Here is a 20,350-nt window from a genome sequence, read left to right on the forward strand (position 1 = left end):
TTTCCTTTGTTTTTGATTAGAGAACTTTTGCGAGGAATTCGGCGGTGCGGGGATGATCCGGGCTGTTGAACAGCTTTTCCGGCGTGCCCGTTTCGAGAATGCGGCCCTGCTCCATGAAGACGACCCTGTCCGAGACTTCGCGGGCAAAACCGATTTCATGGGTGACGATGATGAGGGTGACGCCGGAGCGGGACAGTTCCTTGATGACATCAAGCACCTCATTGACCAGTTCGGGGTCAAGCGCCGATGTCGGTTCGTCGAAGAGCAGCACCTTCGGCCGCAGGGCCAAGGCGCGGGCAATCGCCACGCGCTGCTGCTGCCCGCCGGAAAGCTGGCGGGGATAGGCCCCGGCCTTATCGGCAAGCCCGACACGGGCCAGAAGATCACGCGCTTCGGCCTCAGCCTGTTCTTTCGAGATGCCGCGAACCGCGACCGGTGCTTCGATAATGTTTTCAAGCGCGGTCAGATGCGGGAAGAGATTGAAGCTCTGGAATACCATGCCGACTTCGGCGCGGCGCTTGAGGATTTCCCGCTCCTTCAATTCGTAAAGCGTGTCGCCCTTCTGGCGATAACCGACCAGCTCGCCGTCGATGGCGATGAAACCGTCATCGACGCGTTCCAGATGATTGATGGAGCGCAGCAATGTCGACTTGCCCGAGCCCGACTGGCCGAGAATGGTGGTGACACTACCCGCCGGAATGGAAAGGCTGATATCGTCAAGCACCTTCAGCGATCCGAAGGATTTCGAAACACCGTGGATATTGACCGAACCACCGCGATTACCGAGCTGGAAGCTCGCGGCGCGCGCAGGCGCTGCACGCTCGGGCCTGGCGGCCACGCTTGTCACCGCCTCCGCCCTGTCAGGGGTGGATTTGCGCGGCAGAAAGGTGCGGAAAATGGTGGCAAACAACGAGGGCGGCGGATTGCGCAGCGCGCCGCGCGAGAAGTGTCGCTCGATATGATACTGGACGATAGAGAGCGCAGTCAGGATCACCAGATACCAGACGGTCGCGACCATCAGCAGTGGGATCACTTCGAGGTTGCGCCGATAGATGATCTGGATCGTGTAGAACAGTTCCGGCAGCGCGAGGATATAGACCTGCGACGTGCCCTTGGCGAGGCCGATAATATCGTTGAAGGCGGTCGGCAGGATCGAGCGCATCGCCTGCGGCAGAATGATACGGGAGGCCTGCCGCCGGCGTGGCAGGCCGAGGGCGGCGGCGGCTTCTAGCTGGCCCTGATCGACCGAGAGAATACCACCGCGCACGATTTCGGATGCAAAGGCGGCCTGATTGAGTGTCAGCCCCAGAATGGCGGCCGCAAAGGGCGTCATCAGCTGGGTGGTGTTCCAGCTGAAGAAATTGATGCCGGTATAGGGCACGCCGATCGTCACGGTCTCATAGAGATAACCGAGATTGTTGAGGATCAGCAGAAGCACGATCAGCGGGATCGACCGGAAAATCCAGATATAGGTCCAGGAGACGGCGACCAGCAATGGCGAACGGGAAACGCGGGCAAGCGCCAACAGTGTTCCGAGCACGAAACCGAAAAGGGCGCCGAGCGCGGTGAGCAGCAGCGTTCGCCCAAGGCCGACCAGCACCGGTTCGGCGAAGAACCATTCAGCAAACACGTCCCAGCCCCAGCGTGGATTGCCGAAAATGGAATGCAGGACGGCCGCGATGACGAGAACGGAGAAAACCGTGCCTACCGTCCGCAGCGGATACCGGGCCGGGACGATGCGGAAATGGGAGTAACCGCCTTTGGCCAGCCCGCTCTCGACTGCAGCGGCCTTCGGTTCGTTCAATGCAACATGCGGAAAATCAGAGGCTATTGTCATCGGAACGGGCCTTTCAGGGGTGGGCCGGGGAAGGTTGCGGCCGGGCCGCCGGTATCGGCGCGCCGTCCAGAACCGTATCGGAAAGCCATTTTTCGAAGGGCAGCGACCTGATCGTCTCGGGGTCGGCCGCCGTATCGAAGAGCGCGCGGTAACCATTGGTGAGATAAAGGCCGACCGCCTCCGGCTGGCGGAAACCCGTGGTCAGATAGACGCGGGCATAACCCTGCCGGACCGCCTGCTCTTCCAGTTCGCGCAGCACGATTTTTGCGAGCCCCTGCCGGCGATGAGCGGAATGGGTCCAGACCCGCTTGAACTCGGCGGTCTCATCGTCGTGGCGCATGAAGGCACCACCGGCGATCGGCTTGCCGTCCCGCAGCAGCAGCAGGAAATTGCCCGAAGGCGGACTGAAGGCCTCCGGTGGATATTTGTTCAGTTCCGCCTTGGCGCCTTCCGCGTTGAAAAAGGTGCCGTAACGGCTGTCATATTCGAACAGCAACTCCTCCAGAAGCGGGGTTGCGAGCGGATCCTGGACCGATGTGTAGAAAAAACTGTCGTTCATGTCCTTGTCCTCAATTTTGCGTCAGGAGAGGTAGGCTTCGGCCAGGCGCACCCAGAAGCGCGCTGCCGGAGCGATGATCGCGTCGTTGAAATCATAGTGCGGGCTGTGCAGCGGCGCGCTTTCGCCATTGCCGACGAAGAGATAGGTGCCGGGCCGCTCCTGCAGCATGAAGGCAAAATCCTCACTCGCCGTCCGTGGCTGAAAGGCGTCGGCGATCTGTGCAGCAGGAAAATGCCGTCTGGCGACATCGCGGGCGAAAACCGTCTCCTGTGCGTGATTGATGACCGGCGGGAAACCACGGGAATAGGAGACATCCGCCTTTGCGCCGAAACTTTCCGCCTGCGCTCTGGCCAGCGCCGGAAGCCGCTCCTCCAGCCTGTCGCGCACGGCAGGCGAGAAGGCGCGCGCGGTGATTTGCAGTTCCACGCTTTCGGGAATGACATTGGAGGCGGTTCCGCCATGAATGGAGCCGACAGTCAGCACCGCCATCTCGCGTGGATCGATATTGCGCGAGACGATGCTTTGCAGGGCGGTGACGAAGCTGGCCGAGGCGAGAACCGGATCGACGGTCTCATGTGGTGCTGCGCCGTGTCCGCCCCTGCCGATTATACGCACCCTCGCCTTGTCGACGGAGGCCATGGCCGGGCCTTCGACGAAGCCGAACTGGCCGGTTTCCACACCCGGCCAATTGTGCAGACCAAAGACGGCATCGACGGGAAAGCGTTCGAACAGCCGGTCCTTTATCATCGCTCTCGCACCGGCGCCGATTTCCTCCGCAGGCTGGAAGATCAACGTCAGCGTGCCGGAAAAATTCGAGGTTTCGGCGAGATACCGGGCGGCGGCAAGCAGGATCGTCGTGTGGCCATCGTGACCGCAGGCATGCATGATGCCCGGTGTTTCGCTGGCATAAGCAAGGCCCGTCTCTTCATGGATTGGCAGCGCATCGATATCGGCGCGGATGCCGAGACGTTTCTCGCCGTGGCCGCGTTTCAGCGTGGCGACAACGCCGTTACCGCCAACACCTTCCGTCACCTCATATCCGAATGACAGGAGATAACGGGCGATGAGCGCCGCCGTGCGCGTCTCCTTGAGCGATAGCTCTGGGTGCCGGTGAAGATCGTGCCGGATGGCGATGCTTTCCTCGATGAAGGCAAAGATTCCCCGTTCGGCGTCGTCCTGCGGACGCGCGCCGTCAATGTGGATATTCATGGTTCTGTCTCCTGCGCAGCGCGTTTTCGCCCCGCGTCTTGAAATCTGTGCCGGGCTGCAATCATCGCCGCCCGGCCGCAATCTTATGCGATGGCCTTGTCCGCGCTGCTTTCGCCGCCGGAATAGACACTTTCCTTGAAAGGCAGGCCGAGATGGTCGCGCAAAGTCGCGCCTTCCAGATGCGGATCGAAATAACCGCGCCGCTGTAGCACCGGAATGACGAGACGGATAAAATCATCCAACCCTTCGGCAATCACCGGGAAGCCGAGAATGAAGCCGTCGGCCGCATCATGCTCCACCCAGCGGATGATCTCGTCCGCCACCTTGTCCGGCGTGCCGATGAAACCTTCGCGCGGTGTTGCGGCCTCCAGCGCCGCTTCCCTGAGCGTCTGGTTCTTTTCCTTCGCCCGCCGCTTGATGCGGTCGGTCGTCGAGCGGAAGCTGTTCTTGCCGATCTCGCCGAGCTCGGGGAAAGGCTCATCCAGCGGATAGACACTGAAATCGTGGTGATCGAAGAAGCGTCCGAGATAGGCGAGCGCATCTTCGATGGTGATGAGGTTGCGGATGACGTCGTATTTCGCCTCCGCCTCCTCCTGCGTCTCCCCGACGATGGGCCCGATGCCGGGGAAAATCTTGACGTCCGCCGCCGATCTGCCCTGCGCGACCGCACTCTGTTTCACCCGCTTCAGGAAGGTCTGGTTTTCCTCCAGCGAGGCGGAATTAGTGAAGACAGCATCTGCATGTTTGCCGGCAAGGCCGATGCCGGCATCGGAGGAACCGGCCTGGAACACCACCGGCTGCCCCTGCGACGAACGCTGGATGTTGAGCGGGCCTTCCACCTGGAAGAAACGGCCCTTGTGGCCGAGCGTGTGAAGTTTGTCTCGATCGAAGAATTGCCCCGTCTCGCGGTTGCGCACGAAGGCACCGTCGTCCCAGCTATCCCACAGGCCCTTGATGACCTCTAGATATTCGTCGGCGATTTCGTAACGCAGTGCATGTTCGGGGTGGTTGCGGCTGTAGTTCTTCGCCGTGCCTTCAAGCGGCGTCGTCACCGCGTTCCACCCCGCGCGGCCGCCGCTCAGAAGGTCGAGCGAGGCGAATTGTCGGGCAATCGTGAAGGGATCGCTGTAGGAGGTGGAGACCGTACCCGCGAGACCGATCTTCGAGGTGACAGCAGCGAGCGCCGAAAGGACGGTCAGCGGCTCGAACCGGTTGAGGAAATGCGGAATGGACTTGTCGTTGATATAGAGGCCATCCGCCACAAAGGCGAAAGCGATGCCGGCCGCTTCGGCTTTCAGCGCGGTCTTCCTGAAGAAGTCGAAATTGACGCTGGCATCGACCGGGCTCTTGGGATGTCGCCAGGCGTTCATATGCCCGCCGGGACCCTGAAGCATGATGCCGAAACGGATTTTCTTTTTCGTCATGTCATTTTCTCCTGAGAACAAAATCACGCCGCCCGGGACAGGCGATGCGTGGCCAAGAGTTCGATCGAGGCAAGTCGTTGATCGGCCCCGACATGCGGCGGCTCAATGATGAATTCCTCGATGCCATGCTCTTCGGAAAGCGCGCGCAGCGCCCGGTGAATATCGTCGGGCCCGCCATACAGGACGTTGGGTTTACGCTCTTCGATGCGATAATCGCTGTCGCCGGACTGGCGGGCGAATTCTTCCGCCTGTTCGCGGCGGCCGAGATTGAAGGCCCTGCCATCGCTCAGAAATACGCGGTAGATGCGCTGGCCTTCGACCTGTCTTGCCGCATGGGCGGGATCGCTTGCGGCGAAAGCCGAAAGAGCAAGGATAGGCGCACTTCCGCCGCTCTCCGTGCGAAAAGCCGAGAGGCTGCGGCGCAGAACCTCCGGATCGCCATTGAGATGGCCGGCAAAAACGAAATTCCATCCTTTCGACGCCGCAAGCCTTGCGCTTTCCGGGCTGGCGCCGAGCAGGAACCGCTCCGCCGCAACCGGCGGCACGGGCGTCGCCTGCAGCCCGGCCTGCACATGGTCCGCCGGTGCGCTGCCGGAGAGAAATGTCGTGAGCTCGCCAAAAGCCGTCTCGAAATCCGGCTTGCGGGCGGGATCATAGGCCTGCTGCAAAGCGGAGGTCGCCAATGGCAGGCCGCCCGGCGTCTTGCCGATACCGAGATCGACCCGGCCGGGCGCCAGCGACGAGAGGACATTGAAGACCTCGGCAACCTTGTAAGGACTGTAATGCTGCAGCATGACGCCACCCGAACCGACGCGGATATGCGATGTCTTCGCCAATATCCACGCCACCAGCGCCTCGGGTGCGGAGCCGGCAACCTCCGGCGAATTGTGATGTTCTGCCACCCAGAACCGGCGATACCCCAGTTCCTCGGCGCGCCTGGCGAGATTGATCGTGTCGCGGAACGCGCTTGCCGCGTCCTCACCCGTTGGCACCGGGCTTTTATCGAGCAAACTGAGCGTATACATCGTCACCTCGTGTGTCTTTGACGCATAGTTTGTCTACCGATTTTATATTCTAATAAAGGATGTTTGTTCCATGCTGCGAGGGGATCAGAGAAAATATTGTTTTCAATCAGATTTCGAATGCTGCCCTGATCAAAGCGCTCGAAAATGCTGAAAACCTTGCCCCAAAAGGCTTCAACAAGCCGCTTTCACTGGAGATCTTACGGAAACAGGCTTGCACCGGAATTCGCTAAAAACTACTAAGTAAGTTAGGAATAATATGATCCGGCATTGTGACTGTGCCGGTTCTCTTTTCGGATCAGGCGATGTTGACCAAAAAAGGCAAATACGGATTAAAGGCGCTTGTCGATCTGGCGCGTCTGCCGCAGGGCGAGACCGCTTTCGTGACCGAGATCGCGACCCGTAACAACATCCCGAAAAAATTCCTGGACACCATTCTTCTGGAACTGCGCAACAGCGGCATTCTGCGCTCCAAGAAGGGCCCGAATGGCGGTTATTCGCTTTCGAAAATGCCGTCCGAAATCATGATCGGACAGGTCATCCGCACGCTTGATGGCCCGCTTGCGCCTATTCGCTGCGCAAGCCGCACGGCCTTTGAAGCCTGCGATGACTGCGATGATCCCGAGACCTGTCAAGTCAGGGTTTCGATGACGGACGTGCGTGATGCCATCGCAACCATTCTGGACAATATGACGCTCGCGCAATTCGTCGCAAAGGATGGGCAGGACCAGCGGTCCATCCCAGCCGGCGAATAGGATTTCGCAGAAACCGTAGTATCCTCTTTATTGCCGGCGCAGATCATCCACCAGTGATGCCATGAGTCCGGATTCGCTGACGCCCTCGACAAGACCGAGGCGCGCCATCAGGATTTCAAGCGTGATGGCATTGTTGCGGACCGAACGACAGGTGACGTTTTCCGCTCCCACCTGCGCCGCATCGATATGGGTCGCAAGACTTGATATCTGTGCCTTCAGTAGTTCGATGGCGAGAAATATCTCACCAATGACTGGTCTCGCCGCGCCATCATCGGCCAACCTGTCGATCAGCAGCACTGAAAGCTCACGCTGCTTTTGCCCCAGAGCCACCGCAGCCTTTAACAGGGTGGAAACGGAGATGGCGAGATTGCCCGCACCCTGGGCAAGAAACACCATCTGATCGGCGCGCAGCAGGCCCTCCCATGAGCTATTCGGCCGGTTACGCAAAACGACAAGCAGGGGCTGCCCGGACGTATTGACGGCCGGCACGACGATCCAGTCCGCATTGGCCCTCGCCGATCTCGCAATGTTGTCGGGAAGCCGCAGGGCATAGTCGTCGGCCGTTACCGGGATTGCCTGATCTAACCCGCCATCGGATGTCGCCAGCGCAAAGGTCTCACCGAGATCGAGGCGGGCGAAGAGGGCCTTGCGCTGGTCTTCGCTACCCGCATTGCGGATGAATTCAAGCGCGGTGAAATGCTCGACGAGATCGTGTGCCGCCTCTGCATTGGCTGCGGAAATGATCGAAAGCGCCTGCGAGAGAACATCATTGGTTATATCCGCCCCGCCGAGTTCCGTGGGAACCGAGAGAGCGAGAAGGCCGGAGCGGGCAATCCGGGCATGGATTTGCCCCGGATTTTCAATGGCGCATTTTTCGGCGATCGTCCGGGCGACGGTCAGCACATCGATATCCGCGCCGAGGCGTGGAGGAACGAAACGAAGTCTTTCGCCAAGAGGCGTGACGGATCCCATGCTCAACTCCCTCAAACAATGACAAAATGAAAGCGCCGAAATGAAAGCGTCGAACGGGCGACGCTCAGTCCAGTGAATGATACCGGCCGTTCTGGTAGAGCAGCGAATGGCCGGAGCCGACACGGATCGCCTCCACCTTGCCGATGACGATGACGTGGCTATGGCGCTCGATCGCCTCTTCGATGGTGCAATCGATCGCGGCCACGGCATCTTCGAGAATGGGGGCGCCACTCGCCAGCCTTGTCCACTCCGCACCGCGATACCGGTCGGGGCCCTTGAGGCCGCCGATGCCGGCAAACTGGTTGGCGACAAACTGATGGTTCGCACCGATGATGTTGACGGCGAAATGACCGAAACTCTGCACCACCGGCCATGTGGACGAGGAGCGGTTGAGCGCGACAAGGATTCGCGGCGGATCGACCGACAAAGCGGTGGCCGAGGTCACGGTCGCGCCCGTTCGCTCATTCCCTTCGCCTGCGGTAATAACGCTGACGCCACCGCCGAGCGTCCTCAGCGCCGCCTTGAGGCTGTCGGCATCCGCCGCCCTGCCGGCGACCGGGTCGCGCAGATTGATGAATTGTTGATCCTTGGCCGCATATTGCAATGTCATCGCGTGACTCCTGAAACAGCTGAATTGTTCAATAGCTAGCAGCGGCGGCGGGGGCTGAAATAGACATCGTTTTCCATAATCGTAATATTCTATAGAAATAATGTTTTATATGCCGCCGTCGCGTTGGTATCGCTGCAAGCCTCCGTGGATGGATCAGGATCCGGACACCAGCTTGACGTTACCGCCATGGCCGCCACCGCCGAAAACCTGTTTTGCGCCGAACGATGAACGGATCTGGTTTCGTGGCCCGTCGAGGCCGATTTCCGGAAACAGCAGCTCGGACAGGCGATAGGCTTCTTCGAGATGTGGATAACCGGAAGCAATGACGGTATCGATGCCAAGCGCCTGATATTCCCTGAGACGCGCCGCCACCGTCTTCGGCGAACCCACGAGTGCCGTGCCTGCGCCAGAGCGCACGAGACCTATGCCCGCCCATAGATTGGGAGAGACTTCCAGCTTGTCGCGCCGGCCATTGTGCAGCGCCTGCATTCTGGACTGCCCGACGGAGTCCGACGCCTTGGAGAAGACTTCCTGGGCAGAGGCAATGGTCTCATCGGAAAGCTTTGAAATCAGCTTCTCCGCATCGGCCCATGCTTCCTCATCGGTTTCGCGCACGATGAAGTGCAGGCGAATGCCGAAGGTAACCTCCCGCCCCTTTTTGGCGGCGGCGGCGCGCACCTTGCCTATCTTCTCCGCCACCTGTGCCGGTGGCTCGCCCCAGGTCAGATATTTGTCGGTGATGCCAGCTGAAAACTCGATGCCGGCATCGGAGGAGCCGCCGAAATAAAGCGGCGGGCGCGGTTCCTGCACCGGTGGCAGGCCGAGCCGGGCACCCTGCGCCTTGATGTATTTGCCGTCGAGATCTCCCTTGCCGGTTTCGATCAGGGAATTGAACACCTGAAAGAATTCGTCGGCATGGTCGTAACGCTCGTCATGCGGCAGGAAGATACCGTCACCGGCCAGTTCCTGCGCGCTGCCGCCAACCACGATGTTGAGCAGCAGACGGCCATGGGACACACGATCGAGCGTGGAGGCCAGACGCGCATAATAAGCGGGTGAAGCAACGCCCGGACGAATGGCGACAAGGAATTTCAGCTTTTCGGTATAGGCGGCAAGATTGGCCGCGAGAATGAAGGATTCCTCGCAGGCGACGCCGGTGGGAATGAGCACGCCGGAGTAACCGAGCCTGTCCGCCGCCTGCGCTATTTCACGGAAATATCCGGGATCGGCGGGACGCGACAGATCGTCCGAACCGAGATAGCTGCCATCGCCGGAAGTGGGTATGAACCACAGGAAATCGAGTGGTTTATCGTGCTTGCTCATCGGCAGGTCCTTTACAATCCGCCCCTCGGGCGATGCGGCGTCATGATGAAAGGGTAACCAGTTCCCCGGCGCGTTTAAGAAATTTTGTTCCAATTTCCATCCATCGCGGAGAGTTTCTCTCTCGGATGAATGGCGCTCCCAAAGGGAAAGGAACGCTTGTGCTCAGAAGACCGGGTAAAGGCCCAGCATCGCGAAGTTCATTTCGCATATCTCTTCCCGCTCGAGTTCGAGATCGCTTTTCCCCTGCCGGATGCGCCCGGAGTGATCCAGCGGGTGAAGATGAAGCTGCTCGTCTTCACGGGGCTGACGCCGGGTCAGGCCGAACAGATCGAAAGTAAACGCATGAAGTCCCTGCGGCATGTGCGCCTCCTTTGCTCAATTCCCCTATCCTCCGGCGACTGGCAAAAATCGTCAATATTTTCCATAAAATTACTATTCTATAATTGAGGCATCACCGGCAAAGGTCGACCAAGGATATGGCAGCGGGAAAAATTCCGTTTCAGAGCACGCCAGCGTCGCCCCGAAGATGCGCACCATGTTTCGTCGGCAATCCGTGCAGTCTCGATCCGGTCGCAGTCTTTTCGGCGGTGGATTTCAGACGGTCGAAAAGCGCATAACCTCCGGGCCACCTACCAAAACCTGCGGCAATGTTGATATGCCCGACGGGGCCGAGATTGACGAGGTCGCTTCCCCAGTTCGCGGCGGTGTGCGCCAGCTCTTCAGGATTCATGTAGGGGTCGTTCATGCTGCCCACGACGAGACTGGGAAAAGCAAGCGGCTGCTGCGGAAAAGCGCCGAACCGGACGATACAGGGATGCATCGCCTCCACCCGATCGAGATAGGCGGGGGCGACCAGAAGTGCGCCCCTGATTTTGGCAGCCGAAGGTCGCGACGCCATATTCGCCACGAGCGGACAACCGAGGCTGTGGGCAACAATATAGGCGCTTTCAACCGCGGACAGCGCTGCCTCAAGACTTTCGATCCAATCTTCGAGAACCGGGCATTGCCAATTGTCCTGATCGACCAGTTGAGCCTGAGGATCATCCAGCAACCAGTGCCGCTGCCAATGCCCCTCATCCGAACCGTTCAGACCGGGCACAATCAAGGTGGTACACATGCCTACTCCGTGGTTTGCGGGCGGTGTGTCTCAAGAATGGAGAAACTTGCGATTCCCGTCGAATATTGCCTTGCTCACCTTTTCAAGCCTGGGGAAAAATCAAACCACTCAATGACAGCCACGTAGAAAATGGGTTCCCTTGGGCTTTATGATCATCCGAAAAGAGGAATCTTTTATCTCAATTTTTTACATGGAAAATATGTGCAATATCGGCGAAGTCTGCGCAAAGCTTTTCCGCCGCCGGATACCAAAAGAAACGCCCCTGCTTGGCCGTGCCGACGCAGCTTTGCCATTCTCTTGTCGGCGGCGGGTCCCTCCTCCGCGCGATAAACCGACAATTGAGGCGGATGATGTGAGCAGCACGAGCGAATTTCTCTGGTACATTCCCAATGACGTCAAACCCGGTCATCGCGGCGATGCCGTCAGCGACAATCATAACAGCCTCGATACATTGACCAGCCATGCGAAGGCGCTTGAAGTCCACGGCTGGAAGGGCGCGCTGCTTGGCACCGGCTGGGGCCGGCCCGACACCTTCACGGTCGCGGCGGCCCTTGCGGCACGGACCACCACATTCGAGCCGCTGATCGCCATTCGCCCCGGTTACTGGAAACCGGCCAACCTTGCCTCGGCCGCCGCCACGCTTGATCAGCTTTCCGGTGGCCGCGTGCGGATCAACGTCGTCTCGGGCCGGGACGAGCTTGCAGCCTATGGCGACGAGGAAGGTGATCAGGCGCAGCGTTATGCGCGCACGAAAGAGTTCATGCGGCTGGTGCGCCGGCTCTGGACGGAAGAAAACGTCACCTTTGACGGTGAGCATTTCCGGGTGAAGAATTCCACTGTCCTGCCGCGGATCGCCGCACGCGCCGACCGGCCACATCCCAGGCTTTATTTCGGCGGCGCTTCCGAAGCGGCCGAGCAGGTCGCCGCAACCGAGGCCGATGTGCAATTGTTCTGGGGTGAACCGCTTGCCGACGTGCAAGAACGGATAGAAAGGCTCAAACACTTCAGTAAGACGCTCAACCGCGACCTGCCGCCGCTGCAATTCGGCCTGCGGATCACCACGCTGGTGCGCGAGACGACAGCACAAGCATGGCACGACGCCGAAGCGAAGGTCGCCGAAATGGCCGCCAATAATGGCGTGCGATGGAACGATCATCTGCAAGGCGTAGCGGTCGGACAGCGGCGGCTGCTGGATTTGCACCATCGAAGCGATGTGCTGGACGACAATCTTTATACCGCGCCCGGCAAATTCGGCGGAGGCGGTGCCGCAACCACATGGCTGGTGGGTTCGGCCGAGGATGTCGCCGCCTCGCTGCGCAAATACCGCGCGCTTGGCATCACCCATTTCATCCTTTCCGACACGCCTTATCTGAAGGAAATCGAACGGCAGGGCGACAGGCTGCTGCCGCTGCTGCGGGATTGAGACGGAAACGATGCCGGGCGATCTTGTCGAAGCGAGGCCGCCCGGTGCTTCCGCCAATCAGCCGCCCGCCGCCTTGATGCTCTGACGGCCGAGAATCGTGCGGATCATGTGACTTTGCGGCGCATGCGCCCTTGCCGTGATCGCATCGCGGTGATGGCGTTCGAGATTGTAGTCCCGCCGCAGGCCGCGATTGCCGCCAAGGTCCAGCGCCAGATCGGTCACCGCCACCGCATTGTCGATCACCACATGGCGAACGGCCAGCGCATCCGTACCCACCCGCTCTCCCGCATCGATATCACGGGCGACGGAAAGAAGCAGGCGCCGGCTTGCCGCAAGAAGCACCTCGATCTGGCCGAGACCTTCCTGAATGCGGGGAATGGAGGAGAGCGGCGCACCAAGGCTTGCCGGGACATGGCCATTCAGATGGCGCAAGAGATCGTCACGTGCTGAAAGCGCAACACCGTGATAGACGGAAGCCAGCAGCGCGAAGAAATTATAGCCGTCTGCCTCATCGCGCCGCAACGGCTCATCCGCCGGCTGTTCGGCAACGATATCGGCAAGCGCCACCCTTACCTCCTTCAGCACCAGGTCATGGCTTGCGGTGGCATACATGCCGGTCGCCTCCCATGCCTTTTCCTGGGTGATGCCCGGCGCATCGAGCGGTACCAGAAGCTGGATCAGGCGCGGCGCCTCTTCCGTCGTCGCGGCGAGCACGATCGCCCATTTCAGACCCGGCAGGCCGGTGACGAAACTTTTGCGGCCATTGACAACCCAGACATCGCCCTCGATCCGCGCCGTCGTTTCCGGCAGGCCGCCATGGGCCGGCGAACCGACCCCCGGTTCCGCCTGCGCATTGTTCAAAAGCGCCGGCTCCCTGCTATTGGCGGCCAGCACCCTTGAAGCAAGTGCCACCGGCCACTTGCCGCGCCGTATCGCGGCATGAACGCTGTAATGCATGGCGAGAATGAGGGCGGTGGACGGATCGCCCCTGGCAATGGCCGCGATGACGGCATGTGCCGTTTCCATGCCCTCGCCCCAGCCGCCATCCTTTTCAGCCGTGACGAGACCCAGCAGGCCGGACTTGAAAAGCGCTTCGAAATTGCCGGCGGCGAATTCGCCGCTTTTGTCATGGTCCGCCGCCGTCAGGCTGAAATCGTCGGCCAGCGCAGTTGCAACCGCAACGGGGCTGGACTGCTGCTCCGGCGGGCGCGGAACGGCGGATAACGCACCACTCATGCCACCGCCCTTTCACTCGCCGTCACGAAACGATCGTCAATCCATTCGCCGAGATCGAAGTCGTTTTCAAGGAAACCCCATTGATGCAGGAAATCCTTGTAGTGACCGACAGCGGCGACAAGGTCCGCATCAAGGCCAAGGCCGAGATGGCGGTGGACCTCCGGCCCGTTGGCGGCCAGAACCTGCTCCTCCGTCGCGCCGGCCTCACGGGCAATAAAACGACGGGTTTCTTCCGGATGCTGCTCCGCCCAGAGCGAGGCTTTGCCGATAGCACCAACCAGCCGCTCCACCAGATCGGGACGCTCATCGGCAAGCCGCCCATCAACCGTCAGCACCCGGGGCGAACCGGAATTGATGCGTATTTTCGGATCGGGATGAAAACCGAATTCCACCACCTGCACCGCACCGATCAGATTGGCGGCAGCAATACCCGCCGTTCCCTTGACGAAGATCGCGTCGACCTCACCCCGCAGCAGCGCGATGATCTCCTCACCGAAAGACTGTCGGCGCTTCAGCCCGAAAAGCAACGGTCCTTCCTGCGAGGCCAGCACCGAATCCGTGATGACGATATCCTTCAGTTCGACATCCTCTACCGTCAGCCCTTCCAGCGAAAGCGCCGAGACGATCCCCTTCAGCGCCGTCGCCCGCATGAAATCGACAATGCCTTCCGGCCTGCGCGGCACGCCGAAACGGCGACCGACAAGATCGGCAACTGAGCGAATACCGGTCTCCGGCAGGGTGATGATTGCCTGAAACTCATCCGTCCAGGTAATGCCGACAAGGCGCGTATTGCGCCCTTCCGAACGGGCGCGGATGGGCGGCACATTGCCGCCGTGACGGAAGGACCATTCCAGCGTGTGGTTGAAATGGCTCTGACGAACGGAGCGGTCAGGCGAATCGATGATGGATTTCAGCGATATGCCGACCTCCTCGAAGGTCTGCCCGAGATAACCGAGCTGCGCCGCCAGTCCCACGGGCGTGGGCACCGGGCAGCGTGTGTACCAGATTTCAGAAAGTGACGTGCTCATGGCTTTGTCCTCGATGAAAGGGAAAAGTCCCGGCCCGCAGCAAAGGGGCCGGGTCTGGTGAAACGATCAGGATGCGGCGATATGCGCGAAGGCGAGGCTTCCCGCCACACCTTCGGCACCGATGGTGTGATCGGCGATACGCTTGTTGAAGATGGTAATTTCTGGTGCTGCTACGATATCGATGGCCGGCACATCCTCTACGAGGATCTGCTGGATTTCCTTCCATTGCGCAACGCGCTTGTCCGGATCGATCTCGATGGCGGCGGCTTCGAGAAGCGCATCCACCTTCGGATTACTGTAGGCCGCACCATTGGAGAAAGGCACGCCCTTCTTGAAGTTCTTCGACCAGTAAAGCCGCTGCACGCCGACGGTGGGATCGAAGAGATTGCTCATGCCCTCATAGGCAAAATCGAAATCGCGATCCGTGTAGATACGCTTGGTATAGGTGGCGAAATCCTGCGTGCGCACCGTCACGTCGACGCCGACTTTCGCCAGCGCCTGGCGAATATAATCCGCGCCGCGCGGATAGGCTTCGGTGCTGGGCACATAATCCAGATTGAGCTTGAAACGGATGCCATCCGCGCCGCGCTTGTATCCGGCCTCATCGAGAAGCGCTTCGGCGGCCTTCAGATCGATCGGATAGGTTTTCAGATCATCAACGAACCATTTCGTCAGCTTGGGATTGATCGGCCCGGTAATGGTCGCGCCGTAACCGTAATTAACGGTGTTGAATATGACGTTGCGGTCGATCACATGCGCGAAGGCGCGACGGACGCGCACATCCTTGAACACATCCTTTTCCAGGTTGAATTCCACGCGGCTGATTGAATTGGTATATTGATAGCCATTGGTCTCGAAGCCGAGGCTCGGAAGCTCTTTCAGGCGGTCGAGATCGCTATAGGCGACCGGCGTGCTGGGGGCGAGATCGATCTCACCGGTTTCAATGGCAATCGCGCGGGCGGAAGCGTCAGGAATGAAGCGCACGATCAGCTTGTCGAGATAGGGGCGCGGCGCATCCCAATAATCGGCATTGCGCTCAAAAACGATATGGCTGCCGCGCACCCACTCCTTGAACTTGAACGGGCCGGTGCCGATGGGGGCGAGATTGACCGGGTTTTTCGTGACTTTCGTGCCTTCATAGAGATGTTTCGGCACGATGGGCGTTTCGGCGGCGGCGAGCGCCGTTATCAGGTATGGCGCTGGTTTGGAAAGAACCAGAACCGCCGTCAACTCATCAGGCGTCTCTACGCTGGTAAGGTTCAGGAATGTATTACGGCCGCGCGGATGCACTTCCTTGATTGTATTGATGGAGAAAGCCACATCGGCGGATGTAAACGGCTTGCCGTCATGCCACTTCACGCCAGGCCTCAGTTTAAAGGTGTAACGCAGGCCATCCGCGCTCACATCCCATGATTTGGCCAGCAGCGGCTTGGGATTGAGATCGAAATCATAGGTCAGCAGACCTTCGGTCACCTTTGGCGATATATAGACGGAATTATAGGCCGTATGCGCGATCGTCGTCAGCACCGGCGGTTCCGATGAGATGAGCAGGGTGGCCGTGCCGCCACTTGCCGGCTCCGCCGCGAGGAGCTTCAGCCCTGGCAAAGACACCACGCCAAGCGCCACCGACGCCAGTAGAAACCCTCGCCGCGTCGTCTGGTTGAAAATAGTCATGCGATACCCTCTCCTTGATTGAACCGGCGAAAAACCCGCAAACTGAACGGTCGCGCTTAGGAAGAAGTTTGTTCCGCAGAGGAGAGTGAGTTTGGCATGAAGAACCAACCATTCTCGTAACTGGGAATTATCTTTTCTTTATGGCGCATATTTCCGTAAATTTCAGAAAATAATTCTATTACTCTTTGACAAATTCCATAAAATTAGTCAACTAATAGCCGCGCCTTTAGAGGCTGATTTTATGTTTCCCACGCTTACGGACTGGAGCCGATGTCGAATTCGAAACGGATTTTATCGCAGGCAAGACGGGTGGCCATTCAGGCCATTCCGACGGTTCTCGGTATCGTCATCCTGAACTTCTTCCTGCTGCAGCTGGCGCCCGGCGATGCCGCCGATGTGCTGGCGGCGGAAGCGGGTTCGGCAACCGTCGAGACCATGGCGGAAATACGCTCCCGCTTTGGACTGGATTTGCCGGTTCTGCATCAGCTGATGAACTATCTCGGCAATCTGGCCCAGTTCAGCCTTGGTTTTTCGCCGCGATACGGCATGCCGGTGGCAGACCTTATCGGCCAGCGCCTGCCCGGCACGCTTGCGCTGATGGGCGCAGCCCTTGGTATCGCGATCTTCGTCGGCGTGTTCCTCGGCTCCATCATGGCGCTCTTCTCCGGCAAGCTGCCGGACCGGATCATTTCGATTGGCTCACTGATCTTTTATTCCGTACCGGGTTTCTGGATCGGCCTGATGCTGATCCTGACCTTTTCGGTCAAGCTCGGCTGGCTTCCGTCCGGCGGTGACAGCACCATCGGCAGCAGCCTTACCGGCTTTTCAGCCTTTCTCGACAGGCTGCGTTACATCGTGCTCCCTGCCCTGTCGCTGGCGCTCTATTTTCTGGCCATTTATGCCCGCCTCACCCGCGCGGCGATGCTGGAGGTGAAATCCCAAGACTATGTGCGCACGGCGCGTGCCAAAGGCGTTTCGCCGATCAGGCTCACCACACGCCATATCCTGCGCAACGCGCTCATACCCATCACCACCATGGCCGGCATGCATATTGGCGGCCTGCTCGGCGGCGCCGTCGTGGTTGAAACCGTCTTCAGCTGGCCGGGCCTTGGCCGCCTCGCTTTCGAAGCCGTCATGGCGCGCGATTTCAGCGTGCTGCTCGGCATTCTGCTTCTCTCCTCCCTCGTCGTCATCATCGTCAATGCGGCCGTGGACCTGTTGCAGGCATGGCTTGACCCCCGCATCGGAGAAAGCCGATGAATTCTTCCCACACGACAGCGGTTCTCAACACGGCGGAACTTGGCGCTGAAGAGACCAATCCCAAACCGAAAAAGCCGGAAGAAAAGGCATGGCCTTATATCCATGCCCCGGATGCGCTTTCGGCCCGCTCCGTCTCCGTGCCGCGACGTGGACTGCGGCGCGAACTGAAAATCTTCCTCACCAATCCCAATGCCATCGTCGGGCTCTTGTTTCTCGCCACTGTCATCGTCACCGCACTGATCGCCCCGTTGATCTATCCCGGCGATCCCCTGGAAATGGTGGCCCGCCCGTTCCTGTGGCCGGGCCAGAACGCGGCCTATCCGCTCGGCACTGATTCCATGGGCCGGGATGTTCTGGCCGGCATCGTGCATGGCGCACGCATTTCCCTCACCGTCGGTGTCGTGGCAACGCTGATCGGGCTCACCATCGGCATCGCCGTTGGCGCCTTCGCCGGTTATTTCGGCGGCGTCATCGACGATATCCTCGTCAAGCTCATCGAAATCTTCCAGACCTTGCCGAATTTCGTGCTCTTGGTAGTGCTGGTCGCCATCGCCCAGCCGTCTGTCACCACGGTCACGTCGGCCATCGGCATCATCACCTGGCCGCTCGTTGCGCGTCTTACCCGTGCGGAATTCCGCGCCATCCGCGAAAAGGATTATGTGCTCGCCGCTCGTAGCCTCGGTTATGGCCATGCCCGCATCGTCTTTCAGGAAATCCTGCCCAATGCGCTGCCGCCGATCATCGTCACCTCCTCGGTCATGGTGGCGGGGGCGATCCTCATGGAAGCAGCGCTGTCCTTCATGGGGCTTGGCGATCCCAACCGTGTCTCCTGGGGTTCGATGATCGGTTCCGGCCGTGATGTCATCCGCACGGCCTGGTATCTGACCGCCCTTCCCGGTCTTGCCATCGTCTTCACTGTCATTTCGCTGAACCTCATCAGCGATGGCCTCAACGATGCGCTCAACCCCCGTTTTTCGGAGGAACGCCGATGAACAAACTGATCGAAGTCCATGATCTCTCCGTCAGCTTCGGCTCTGCCCAGCCGGTCAAAGGCGTCAGTTTCGATGTCAGTCCCGGCGAAATGCTGGCGATCGTCGGCGAAAGCGGCTCCGGCAAATCCCTGACGGCGCTTGGCCTGATCGGCCTCCTGCCCTCCCACGCCAAGACCGGCGGCCGGGTTCTGCTCGAGGGCCGCGATCTGCTGCCGCTTTCCGAGCGGCAATGGCGCGGCATTCGCGGCCGGGATATAGGGATGATCTTTCAGGAGCCGATGACCTCGCTCAACCCCGTGCTGACGGTCGGCGAACAGATCATCGAGGTGCTGCGCATCCATGAGAAGATCGACCGGCATCAGGCGCGCAAACGCGCCATCGAACTGCTGGACCTCGTCAACATCCCCGATGCGGGCCGCCGGGTGGATGATTATCCGCACCAGCTTTCCGGCGGCATGCGCCAGCGTGTGATGATCGCCATCGGCGTTGCCTGCAATCCGAAACTCTTGATCGCCGACGAGGCGACGACGGCACTTGACGTGACGATACAGGCGCAGATCCTGCAGCTGCTCGACAATCTGCGCCGCGATCTCAACATGGCGGTCATCCTCATCACCCATGATCTCGGCATCGTGGCACAATGGGCAGACCGGGTGATGGTCATGTATGCCGGCCGCAAGGTGGAGGAGGGATTGCCGGAACCGGTTTTCTCCAACCCCTACCATCCCTATACGCGCGGCCTGCTTGCCGCCTCGCCGCGCGCGGAAGACGGCCAGCATTATCGCGACGGGCCGCTCATCGAGATTCCGGGCTCCATCGTTTCCGCCACGGGGGAACGCGGTTGCGCCTTCCGGCCACGCTGTCCGAGCGCCCGTGGTTTCTGCGGGCAGTTCGTGCCGCCGCTGAGGCCGATTTCGGAAGGCCGCTACGCCGCCTGCCCCTTCGTTGCTCCCACATCCCAGGAGGTGTCCGATGACGCTCTTGTCAGTGCATAGTCTTTCCACCCACTATACGGGCGGACGCGGCACCGTGCGCGCCGTCGATGACGTCTCGCTTGATATCGAGGCGGGCGAAACCGTGGCACTGGTGGGCGAATCCGGCTGCGGCAAATCCTCGCTCGGCAAGTCGCTGATGCGTCTGGTCGAGCCGTCTTCCGGCAGGATCACCTTCAAGGGCGCTGATGTGACGGCAATGACGCCTTCGCAGCTGCGCGGCATACGCCGCCGCATCCAGATGATCTTTCAGGATCCCTTCGCCTCCCTCAATCCGCGACAGACGGTGCGCACCATCCTTACCGGGCCGCTGAAAGTGCACGGCATCGGCGACCGGGCGCGCCAGCGGGAGATTGTTGAAGCCATCGTCGCGCAGGTTGGCCTGCCCACGGATTCGCTCGACCGTTATCCGCATGAATTTTCCGGCGGTCAGCGCCAGCGCATCGGCATTGCCCGCGCCCTGGTTTTGGAACCGGAACTGGTGGTCTGCGACGAGCCGGTCTCGGCGCTCGATCTTTCGATACAGGCGCAGATCCTCAATCTTCTGGTGGAGATGAAAAAGCGGCTTTCGCTGTCCTATCTCTTCGTCTCACATGATCTGTCCGTGGTGCGTTATTTTTCCGACCGCGTGCTGGTCATGTATCTCGGCAAGATCGTCGAAAGCGCACCGACATCGGAACTCTGGGCTTCTCCGAAGCACCCTTATACTCGCGCCCTTCTCGCTGCCGTTCCGGATCCCGCCCGCCGCAAGCAGGCCGCGCCCATTTCCGGCGATCTGCCGAGCCCGCACGATCCGCCATCCGGCTGCCGGTTTCACACACGCTGCCCGCTCGCCACCGATCTCTGTCGCGAAAAAGCGCCGGATTACACCCTTTTCGGCAAGAACCACGCCGTGGCCTGCCACCATGCCCAATAAC

At 60.1% G+C, this 20,350-nt stretch carries 19 protein-coding genes; 6 read left to right on the forward strand and 13 right to left on the reverse strand.

What is annotated here, in order from left to right; genetic code table 11:
* Positions 1-16: 16 nt before the first annotated feature.
* The 5 genes from O8B93_RS16150 to O8B93_RS16170 all read right to left on the reverse strand — a co-directional run bounded on the left by O8B93_RS16150 (position 17) and on the right by O8B93_RS16170 (position 6,054).
* The gene (locus tag O8B93_RS16150) at positions 17-1,837 is read right to left on the reverse strand and encodes an amino acid ABC transporter permease/ATP-binding protein (RefSeq protein WP_269710942.1); all 1,821 of its coding nucleotides are present in this window, start codon (positions 1,835-1,837) and stop codon (positions 17-19) included.
* 13 nt (positions 1,838-1,850) lie between these two features.
* Positions 1,851-2,396, reverse strand: a complete 546-nt coding sequence (locus O8B93_RS16155) for a GNAT family N-acetyltransferase (RefSeq protein ID WP_269710943.1) — start codon at positions 2,394-2,396, stop codon at positions 1,851-1,853.
* 21 nt (positions 2,397-2,417) lie between these two features.
* Complete coding sequence (locus O8B93_RS16160) at positions 2,418-3,605, reverse strand: M20 aminoacylase family protein (RefSeq protein WP_269710944.1); 1,188 nt, start codon at positions 3,603-3,605, stop codon at positions 2,418-2,420.
* Positions 3,606-3,688: 83 nt separating this feature from the next.
* Positions 3,689-5,029 carry an LLM class flavin-dependent oxidoreductase gene (locus tag O8B93_RS16165; protein WP_269710945.1) on the reverse strand — a complete coding sequence of 447 codons (1,341 nt, stop codon included), beginning with the start codon at positions 5,027-5,029 and terminating at the stop codon, positions 3,689-3,691.
* Positions 5,030-5,052: 23 nt separating this feature from the next.
* A complete protein-coding gene (locus O8B93_RS16170) occupies positions 5,053-6,054 on the reverse strand; it encodes an LLM class flavin-dependent oxidoreductase (protein ID WP_269710946.1) in 1,002 nt (333 codons plus the stop codon).
* Between the two features lie 302 nt (positions 6,055-6,356).
* Between O8B93_RS16170 and O8B93_RS16175 the strand changes: the two genes are divergently transcribed.
* The gene (locus O8B93_RS16175) at positions 6,357-6,806 is read left to right on the forward strand and encodes an RrF2 family transcriptional regulator (protein WP_269710947.1); all 450 of its coding nucleotides are present in this window, start codon (positions 6,357-6,359) and stop codon (positions 6,804-6,806) included.
* 27 nt (positions 6,807-6,833) lie between these two features.
* Here O8B93_RS16175 and O8B93_RS16180 read toward each other — a convergent pair whose 3' ends face one another.
* The 5 genes from O8B93_RS16180 to O8B93_RS16200 all read right to left on the reverse strand — a co-directional run bounded on the left by O8B93_RS16180 (position 6,834) and on the right by O8B93_RS16200 (position 10,828).
* Positions 6,834-7,778: an acyl-CoA dehydrogenase family protein gene (locus tag O8B93_RS16180; protein ID WP_269710948.1), complete on the reverse strand. Its 945-nt coding sequence runs from the start codon at positions 7,776-7,778 to the stop codon at positions 6,834-6,836.
* 64 nt (positions 7,779-7,842) lie between these two features.
* Positions 7,843-8,388 carry a flavin reductase family protein gene (locus tag O8B93_RS16185; RefSeq protein ID WP_269710949.1) on the reverse strand — a complete coding sequence of 182 codons (546 nt, stop codon included), beginning with the start codon at positions 8,386-8,388 and terminating at the stop codon, positions 7,843-7,845.
* Between the two features lie 153 nt (positions 8,389-8,541).
* On the reverse strand, positions 8,542-9,711 hold the full coding sequence (gene ssuD / locus O8B93_RS16190) for an FMNH2-dependent alkanesulfonate monooxygenase (protein ID WP_269710950.1): 1,170 nt from the start codon (positions 9,709-9,711) through the stop codon (positions 8,542-8,544).
* Positions 9,712-9,873: 162 nt separating this feature from the next.
* Entirely contained in the window at positions 9,874-10,071 is a 198-nt protein-coding gene (locus tag O8B93_RS16195) for a hypothetical protein (protein ID WP_269710951.1), read from the reverse strand.
* Positions 10,072-10,210: 139 nt separating this feature from the next.
* Positions 10,211-10,828, reverse strand: a complete 618-nt coding sequence (locus O8B93_RS16200) for an alpha/beta hydrolase (protein WP_269710952.1) — start codon at positions 10,826-10,828, stop codon at positions 10,211-10,213.
* A 352-nt stretch (positions 10,829-11,180) separates the two neighbouring features.
* Between O8B93_RS16200 and O8B93_RS16205 the strand changes: the two genes are divergently transcribed.
* The gene (locus tag O8B93_RS16205; RefSeq protein WP_269710953.1) at positions 11,181-12,251 is read left to right on the forward strand and encodes an LLM class flavin-dependent oxidoreductase; all 1,071 of its coding nucleotides are present in this window, start codon (positions 11,181-11,183) and stop codon (positions 12,249-12,251) included.
* 57 nt (positions 12,252-12,308) lie between these two features.
* Here the strand turns inward: O8B93_RS16205 and O8B93_RS16210 are convergent, their stop codons facing one another.
* From O8B93_RS16210 to O8B93_RS16220, 3 genes are all read right to left on the reverse strand, one after another.
* Positions 12,309-13,487, reverse strand: a complete 1,179-nt coding sequence (locus O8B93_RS16210; RefSeq protein ID WP_269710954.1) for an acyl-CoA dehydrogenase family protein — start codon at positions 13,485-13,487, stop codon at positions 12,309-12,311.
* Positions 13,484-14,515: an ABC transporter substrate-binding protein gene (locus O8B93_RS16215; RefSeq protein WP_269710955.1), complete on the reverse strand. Its 1,032-nt coding sequence runs from the start codon at positions 14,513-14,515 to the stop codon at positions 13,484-13,486. The genes O8B93_RS16210 and O8B93_RS16215 overlap by 4 nt, the downstream gene beginning before the upstream one ends.
* A 66-nt stretch (positions 14,516-14,581) precedes the next feature.
* Positions 14,582-16,189 (reverse strand): ABC transporter substrate-binding protein, encoded by a 1,608-nt coding sequence (locus tag O8B93_RS16220; RefSeq protein ID WP_269710956.1) that lies wholly within the window; start codon positions 16,187-16,189, stop codon positions 14,582-14,584.
* Positions 16,190-16,459: 270 nt separating this feature from the next.
* Between O8B93_RS16220 and O8B93_RS16225 the strand changes: the two genes are divergently transcribed.
* Genes O8B93_RS16225 through O8B93_RS16240 form a run of 4 tightly spaced genes read left to right on the forward strand, consistent with a single transcriptional unit; the run spans position 16,460 to position 20,349 of the window.
* The gene (locus O8B93_RS16225) at positions 16,460-17,449 is read left to right on the forward strand and encodes an ABC transporter permease (RefSeq protein ID WP_065117478.1); all 990 of its coding nucleotides are present in this window, start codon (positions 16,460-16,462) and stop codon (positions 17,447-17,449) included.
* Positions 17,446-18,441, forward strand: a complete 996-nt coding sequence (locus O8B93_RS16230; protein WP_065117477.1) for an ABC transporter permease — start codon at positions 17,446-17,448, stop codon at positions 18,439-18,441. Before O8B93_RS16225 ends, O8B93_RS16230 begins: the two co-directional genes overlap by 4 nt.
* Entirely contained in the window at positions 18,438-19,436 is a 999-nt protein-coding gene (locus O8B93_RS16235) for an ABC transporter ATP-binding protein (protein WP_269710957.1), read from the forward strand. Before O8B93_RS16230 ends, O8B93_RS16235 begins: the two co-directional genes overlap by 4 nt.
* Positions 19,414-20,349 carry an ABC transporter ATP-binding protein gene (locus O8B93_RS16240; RefSeq protein ID WP_174033855.1) on the forward strand — a complete coding sequence of 312 codons (936 nt, stop codon included), beginning with the start codon at positions 19,414-19,416 and terminating at the stop codon, positions 20,347-20,349. The genes O8B93_RS16235 and O8B93_RS16240 overlap by 23 nt, the downstream gene beginning before the upstream one ends.
* Position 20,350 lies beyond the last annotated feature (1 nt).

It is taken from the genome of Martinezella rhizogenes (assembly GCF_027460065.1).
GTDB lineage: Bacteria > Pseudomonadota > Alphaproteobacteria > Rhizobiales > Rhizobiaceae > Agrobacterium > Agrobacterium rhizogenes_C.

Excerpts from the sequence above, each read along its gene's own strand:
- O8B93_RS16215 (WP_269710955.1), bottom strand. The coding sequence starts at position 14,515 with ATGAGCACGTCACTTTCTGAAATCTGGTACACACGCTGCCCGGTGCCC.
- O8B93_RS16150 (WP_269710942.1), bottom strand. The coding sequence starts at position 1,837 with ATGACAATAGCCTCTGATTTTCCGCATGTTGCATTGAACGAACCGAAG.
- O8B93_RS16175 (WP_269710947.1), top strand. The coding sequence starts at position 6,357 with ATGTTGACCAAAAAAGGCAAATACGGATTAAAGGCGCTTGTCGATCTG.
- O8B93_RS16225 (WP_065117478.1), top strand. The coding sequence starts at position 16,460 with ATGTCGAATTCGAAACGGATTTTATCGCAGGCAAGACGGGTGGCCATT.
- O8B93_RS16200 (WP_269710952.1), bottom strand. The coding sequence starts at position 10,828 with ATGTGTACCACCTTGATTGTGCCCGGTCTGAACGGTTCGGATGAGGGG.
- O8B93_RS16240 (WP_174033855.1), top strand. The coding sequence starts at position 19,414 with ATGACGCTCTTGTCAGTGCATAGTCTTTCCACCCACTATACGGGCGGA.
- O8B93_RS16185 (WP_269710949.1), bottom strand. The coding sequence starts at position 8,388 with ATGACATTGCAATATGCGGCCAAGGATCAACAATTCATCAATCTGCGC.
- O8B93_RS16160 (WP_269710944.1), bottom strand. The coding sequence starts at position 3,605 with ATGAATATCCACATTGACGGCGCGCGTCCGCAGGACGACGCCGAACGG.
- O8B93_RS16155 (WP_269710943.1), bottom strand. The coding sequence starts at position 2,396 with ATGAACGACAGTTTTTTCTACACATCGGTCCAGGATCCGCTCGCAACC.
- O8B93_RS16220 (WP_269710956.1), bottom strand. The coding sequence starts at position 16,189 with ATGACTATTTTCAACCAGACGACGCGGCGAGGGTTTCTACTGGCGTCG.
- O8B93_RS16170 (WP_269710946.1), bottom strand. The coding sequence starts at position 6,054 with ATGTATACGCTCAGTTTGCTCGATAAAAGCCCGGTGCCAACGGGTGAG.
- O8B93_RS16180 (WP_269710948.1), bottom strand. The coding sequence starts at position 7,778 with ATGGGATCCGTCACGCCTCTTGGCGAAAGACTTCGTTTCGTTCCTCCA.
- ssuD (WP_269710950.1), bottom strand. The coding sequence starts at position 9,711 with ATGAGCAAGCACGATAAACCACTCGATTTCCTGTGGTTCATACCCACT.
- O8B93_RS16195 (WP_269710951.1), bottom strand. The coding sequence starts at position 10,071 with ATGCCGCAGGGACTTCATGCGTTTACTTTCGATCTGTTCGGCCTGACC.
- O8B93_RS16230 (WP_065117477.1), top strand. The coding sequence starts at position 17,446 with ATGAATTCTTCCCACACGACAGCGGTTCTCAACACGGCGGAACTTGGC.
- O8B93_RS16165 (WP_269710945.1), bottom strand. The coding sequence starts at position 5,029 with ATGACGAAAAAGAAAATCCGTTTCGGCATCATGCTTCAGGGTCCCGGC.
- O8B93_RS16235 (WP_269710957.1), top strand. The coding sequence starts at position 18,438 with ATGAACAAACTGATCGAAGTCCATGATCTCTCCGTCAGCTTCGGCTCT.
- O8B93_RS16210 (WP_269710954.1), bottom strand. The coding sequence starts at position 13,487 with ATGAGTGGTGCGTTATCCGCCGTTCCGCGCCCGCCGGAGCAGCAGTCC.